General features: G+C 63.5%; 5 protein-coding genes. 3 read left to right on the forward strand and 2 right to left on the reverse strand.

The annotated features are described in order from the left end of the window. Positions 1-795, reverse strand: a 795-nt coding sequence (locus EN994_RS19950; RefSeq protein WP_127307745.1) for an NAD-binding protein, incomplete at its 3' end; no start/stop codon positions are given. Between the two features lie 156 nt (positions 796-951). Between EN994_RS19950 and EN994_RS19955 the strand changes: the two genes are divergently transcribed. Next, complete coding sequence (locus EN994_RS19955; protein WP_013531467.1) at positions 952-1,425, forward strand: Lrp/AsnC family transcriptional regulator; 474 nt, start codon at positions 952-954, stop codon at positions 1,423-1,425. Here EN994_RS19955 and EN994_RS19960 read toward each other — a convergent pair. Beyond that, a complete protein-coding gene (locus tag EN994_RS19960) occupies positions 1,422-2,072 on the reverse strand; it encodes a 5-formyltetrahydrofolate cyclo-ligase (protein ID WP_082826460.1) in 651 nt (216 codons plus the stop codon). The two genes, EN994_RS19955 and EN994_RS19960, sit on opposite strands and share 4 nt — an antisense overlap. 163 nt (positions 2,073-2,235) lie before the next feature. Between EN994_RS19960 and EN994_RS19965 the strand changes: the two genes are divergently transcribed. Further along, positions 2,236-3,501, forward strand: coding sequence for an NAD(P)/FAD-dependent oxidoreductase (locus tag EN994_RS19965; protein WP_063168056.1), 1,266 nt, complete (start codon positions 2,236-2,238; stop codon positions 3,499-3,501). Positions 3,502-3,650: 149 nt separating this feature from the next. Continuing rightward, a partial coding sequence (locus EN994_RS19970; RefSeq protein ID WP_127307746.1) for a twin-arginine translocation signal domain-containing protein occupies positions 3,651-4,281 on the forward strand: 631 nt, incomplete at its 3' end.

Consider the following 4,281-nt stretch of genomic DNA (forward strand, 5'->3'; position numbering starts at 1 on the left):
GACCAGCACCGAGCCTTTCTTCATGCCCGACAGCATTTCGCGCGAAACCAGTTTTGGCGCCGCGGCACCCGGGATCAGCACCGCGCCGACGACGATGTCGGCTGAAAAACACTCTTCTTCCAGCGCCTCGACAGTCGAGTAACGGGTGTGGACGCGGCCGGCGAAGAGATCGTCGAGCTGGCGCAATCTCGGGATCGAGCGGTCGATGATGGTGACGTCGGCGCCAAGGCCGGCCGCCATCCTGGCCGCGTGCAGGCCGACGACGCCACCGCCGAGCACGGTGACCTTGCCGGGCAGCACGCCGGGCACGCCGCCCAGCAGCACGCCGCGGCCGCCATTGGCCTTCTGCAGCGCCGTGGCGCCGGCCTGGATCGACAGGCGTCCGGCAACTTCCGACATCGGCGCCAGCAGCGGCAGGCCGCCACGGTCGTCGGTCACGGTCTCGTAGGCGATTGCCGTCACGCCGGACGCAAGCAGGCCCTTGGTCTGCTCCGGATCCGGAGCAAGGTGGAGGTAGGTATACAGGATCTGGCCTTCGCGAAGCTGCGCCCATTCGCTGGGCTGCGGCTCCTTGACCTTGACGATCATGTCCGACTTGGCGAACACCTCGGCGGCCGTCTTGGCAATCGTGGCGCCGGCGGCGCGATAGGCGTTGTCATCGGCGCCGATGCCGGCACCGGCCCCGGTCTCGACCAGCACTTCGTGGCCATGGGCGACATATTCGCGGACCGAGCCGGGGGTGAGGCCGACGCGGTATTCGTGGTTCTTGATTTCCTTGGGGCAGCCGACGCGCATTTTCTTCTCCTGATCCGGCCCTTTTGGGCTCGTTCCCTGTATGGCTGGAGTGAACCACGAATCGTTGCGCAGGTGTTTGCGAATGCGCTTGCGCCCACCGGCCGGTTTCGATAATTGTTGCGCGAAACAGCAAGATATTCGCAGGATTCACGAATAATGCCGCTCGACAGGATCGATATCGCCATTCTCGAGGCTTTGCAGAAGGATGGCAGGATACCCAATGCGGCGCTGGCCGAGAAGGTCGGCCTGTCGCAGTCGGCCTGTTCGCGCCGGCTCGACAATCTGGAGAAATCCGGAACCATTCGCGGCTACCACGCCCGGCTTTCCAATGCGGCACTTGGCCACCAGATGACGGCGATCGTGCACATATCGCTGTCGGGGCAGTTCGAGAAGACGCTGTCGGATTTCGAGGCGGCGATCAAGCGCTGCCCGAACGTGCTGTCCTGTCACCTGATGTCGGGCGAATACGACTACATCCTGCGGATCGCGGCGAAGGATCTCGTCGACTATGAGCGCATCCACAAGGAATGGCTGTCGGCGATGCCGCATGTGACCAAGATCAATTCGTCCTTTGCGCTACGCGAAATCGTCGACAGGACCGCCATGGGCATGAAGCCGGAAATGGCCTAGGCCTCCGTTACCACCCGATCCATCGGAATGTCGTGCGGCTGCGGGTAGATGGTCGCGATGCGCTGCAGCTCGTAGCCGACGCCGATGACCAGTGGCTTGAACGGCATCGCTGCCAGCGTACGGTCGAAGAAACCGCCGCCATAACCCAGGCGGTAGTTCAGGGGATCGATGCCGACGATCGGCGAGATGACGATGTCCGGCAGCACCGGATCGCCCTCGGCCGGGATCGGGATATTCCAGACACCTTTCTCCAGCCGGTCGCCTGCTTTGTAGGCGCGGAAGATCAGCGGCTGCCCCTTCTCGATGACGATGGGCAGGGCGGTGCGGCCGCCGCGTTCGTTTATGGACGTCATCCAAGGCCGCAAATCCGGCTCGCCGCGAAACGGCCAGTAGAGACTGACCATGCGGCCGGCGATCTCGCCGATTACCGCGTCGAGGCCATCGGCGATGTGTTGCGACATTACCGTTCGCGCGTCGGCCGAAACAGCAAGACGCGCGGCGATCAGGCGTTCGCGCTCAGCCTTGCGCCAGCGTCTCACATCGGTCCAGTCGCTCGAAGGCGCACGGAATTCCGTATCGAGTTCGTGCATGAAACAGGGCGGCGAAGAATACTGCGCCGGAGCATCGTCGTCACGATCGTTGGCCATGCCTCACCTCATCGCGTGTTCGATGACGCTATACCTCGCGATACGATACAACATGTGCATTCACGACATGCAACGACGAGTCTCGGGCACTGGCCATCTGTTGTTGCATTGCACAAAAATACCTACATGCAGGACAGGCAATCTTGCTAACAAGGTGAACGAAATGAACGAAGCCAGGCATCATGTCGTCGTTGTCGGCGCGGGGTTCGGCGGCCTCGAGTTCACCCGTGCGCTTGCCGGCGCTCCCGTGCGCATCACCATGATAGACAAGCGCAACCATCACCTCTTCCAGCCGCTGCTCTACCAGGTGGCGACGACGGCGCTGGCCACCTCCGAGGTTGCCTGGCCGATCCGCCACCTCCTGCGCAAGCGCAAGGATGTGACGACGCTGCTCGCCAATGTCACCGGTGTCGACCGCGCCGGCAAGCGCGTGCTGCTCGATGACGGCAGCGCGGTCGCCTACGACACGCTGCTGCTCGCCACCGGTGCCCGCCACGCCTATTTCGGCCATGACGAATGGGAGCCGTTCGCGCCTGGCCTGAAGACGCTGGAGGACGCCACCACCATTCGGCGGCGAATTCTCCTGGCCTTCGAACAGGCCGAGCGGGAGGCTGATCCCGCCAAGCGCCAGGCGCTGCTGACCATTGCGATCGTCGGTGGCGGGCCGACCGGCGTCGAGCTTGCCGGCACCATCGTCGAGCTGGCGCATGACACGCTGCGCGGCGAGTTCCGCAACATCGACACGCGGCAGACGCGCGTGGTGCTGATCGAGGCCGGCGACCGCATTCTGGCCAATTTCGCACCGAAACTTTCCGACTACGCCAACAAAGCGCTCGAGCGGCTCGGCGTGACGGTCGAGCTCGGGCGGGCCGTCACGCGCTGCGACGCCGAAGGTGTCGTGTTTGGCGATAAGCAACTGGCCGCCCGAACGATCCTGTGGGCAGCCGGCGTTGCCGCTTCGCCAGCCGCTGAATGGCTGGGAGCGAAGGCGGACCGCGCGGGCAGGGTGCTGGTCGAGCCCGATCTAAGTGTGCGTGGCAGCCCGGAGATCTTCGTCATCGGCGACGCCGCTCATGTGCTGCGGCCAGACGGGCGGCCGGTTCCCGGCGTGGCGCCTTCCGCCAAGCAGGAGGGCCGACATGTTGCGGCTACCATCAAGGCCAGGCTCGGCGGCGACACGACCGCGCGTCCTTTCCACTACAGGCATGCCGGCGATCTGGCGACGATCGGCAAACGCGCCGCCGCCATCGATTTCGGCTGGATCAAGCTCACCGGCTGGCTCGCCTGGTGGCTGTGGGGAGTGGCTCACATCTATTTCCTGATCGGCTTTCGCAACCGGCTTGCTGTTTCGCTGAGCTGGCTATGGATCTACGCGACGGGGCAACGCAGCGCGCGGCTGATCACCCAGGGCGACGACGACAAGGGCTGATTTCTTCACCGGCACCGTTCATCCGCACGTCATCTGTTGCTGGTCGACTGACCTTCCGATGCACGCAACTTCTTGAATGGACTTGAGCCGATTTCGGCGCGAAGTTCGCTTCGGGGCAGGGCGTGTCACGTTGTCGATAAGGAGAAAACATGTCGCAACTGCTCCATCCCGTCTCCCGCCGCGATTTCCTCGCTGGCACCGCAGCTACAGGGGCGCTGATCGTGCTTCATCCCTTCTCCGCTCGCGCACAGGCCAACCAGGCGCATCTCCGGATCATGGAGACCACCGACATCCATGTGAACGTGCTGCCTTACGATTATTACGCCGACAAAGCGAACGACACGCTGGGCTTGTCGCGCACGGCCTCCCTGATCGACGCCGTGCGCAAGGAAGCGGTGAATTCGATGCTGATCGACAATGGCGACCTGCTGCAGGGCAATCCGATGGGCGACTACATCGCCTATGAGAAGGGCCTGAAGGACGGCGACCTGCATCCGATCATGAAGGGTATGAACCTGCTCGGCTACGAGTGCTCGACGCTGGGCAACCACGAGTTCAACTATGGCCTGTCGTTCCTGGACAAGGTGCTGGCCGGCGCCAATTTTCCCTTCGTCTGCGCCAATCTGATCCGCGGCACGGAGCTTGCCGCGAACCCGCGCGACGACAAGCTCTATCTCAAGCCCTATGTCATCCTCGACAAGAAGATCAAGGACGGTTCGGGCGCCGAGCAGCCGATCAGGATCGGCATCATCGGCTTCGTGCCGCCGCAGATCATGGTCT

The sequence above is a fragment of the Mesorhizobium sp. M7A.F.Ca.CA.002.09.1.1 genome (genome assembly GCF_003998555.1).
Classification (GTDB): Bacteria; Pseudomonadota; Alphaproteobacteria; order Rhizobiales; family Rhizobiaceae; genus Mesorhizobium; species Mesorhizobium ciceri.

Bases quoted from the DNA above. Each gene is read 5' to 3' on its own strand.
- EN994_RS19955 (WP_013531467.1), top strand. From the start codon at position 952: ATGCCGCTCGACAGGATCGATATCGCCATTCTCGAGGCTTTGCAGAAG.
- EN994_RS19960 (WP_082826460.1), bottom strand. From the start codon at position 2,072: ATGGCCAACGATCGTGACGACGATGCTCCGGCGCAGTATTCTTCGCCG.
- EN994_RS19965 (WP_063168056.1), top strand. From the start codon at position 2,236: ATGAACGAAGCCAGGCATCATGTCGTCGTTGTCGGCGCGGGGTTCGGC.